The 1014-nt window shown below is 45.7% G+C and carries 1 protein-coding gene; it reads left to right on the top strand.

What is annotated here, in order from left to right:
• The first annotated feature begins 179 nt into the window (after positions 1-179).
• On the top strand, positions 180-782 hold the full coding sequence (wrbA, locus tag VXK47_RS06135; RefSeq protein ID WP_435547889.1) for an NAD(P)H:quinone oxidoreductase: 603 nt from the start codon (positions 180-182) through the stop codon (positions 780-782).
• Positions 783-1014 lie beyond the last annotated feature (232 nt).

Here is a 1014-nt window from a genome sequence, read left to right as displayed (position 1 = left end):
TAATTACATATATTATTAATATAATAGTATAAAACCGTAAGGATGTTTTTCAGAGTTATTTTTAATTTTACGAAAAAAAATTTCATCTTTATGTTGATCATACGAAATTATAAGATCAACGGAACTGGTGAATAACTTGTTCGGCTTAATTCACAATCACCAAAACAAGGAGATGCAACATGACAAAAGTTCTCGTAATTTACTACAGCATGTATGGGCACATCGAAACCATGGCGAAAGCAGTGGCTGAAGGCGCATGTAGCGTTAATGGCACCGAGGTCACTATCAAACGTGTACCCGATTTAATGTCGGAAGAGGTAGCTCGAAAGGCGGGGGCCAAGCTCGATCAAGAGGCGCCGTTTGCAACAACGGGCGAACTGGCGGATTACGATGCCATAATATTCGGAACGCCTACACGCTTTGGCAATATGTGCGCACAGATGCGCAATTTCCTTGATCAGACTGGCGGGCTGTGGGCTGGCGGAAAGTTGATTGGCAAGGTGGGTAGCGTATTCACGTCCACGGGTACCCAGCACGGCGGACAGGAAACGACGATCACCTCGTTTCATACCACCTTGTTGCATCACGGCATGATCATCGTGGGTGTTCCCTATTCGTGTCAAGAGATCATGAACATGAGTGAAATCACCGGCGGATCGCCCTATGGGGCGAGCACTCTTGCTGGCAGCGATGGTAGTCGCCAACCGTCAGAGAATGAAATCAAAATTGCCCGGTTCCAAGGAGCCCACGTTGCGGAAGTTGCTAAGAAGCAATCGGCCTAACAATCGCGTCAACTCGGACTACAAAAAGCTGCGCCGCTTCGCTATACAGCTTTTTGCAGCCAGTTACGCGAAACGTTCGCTGAAATGAAACATATAATGGACCCCGAAATTTGAACTGATGGTTAAGCTACTTTTTCTGTGATATTGACTCCATTATAAAGGAGACAGAATGAGAAAGCAATATCCAGGGAATTTTAAAGCAAAGGTTGCATTGGAAGCCATCAGGTCAGAG

The organism is Desulfobacterium sp. N47 (assembly GCF_051233685.1).
Classification (GTDB): Bacteria; Desulfobacterota; Desulfobacteria; order Desulfobacterales; family RPRI01; genus RPRI01.
The sequence above is the reverse complement of the archived record's forward strand: the minus strand, read 5'-3'. Positions and strand labels throughout refer to the sequence as shown.

Bases quoted from the DNA above. Each gene is read 5' to 3' on its own strand.
- wrbA (WP_435547889.1), top strand. From the start codon at position 180: ATGACAAAAGTTCTCGTAATTTACTACAGCATGTATGGGCACATCGAA.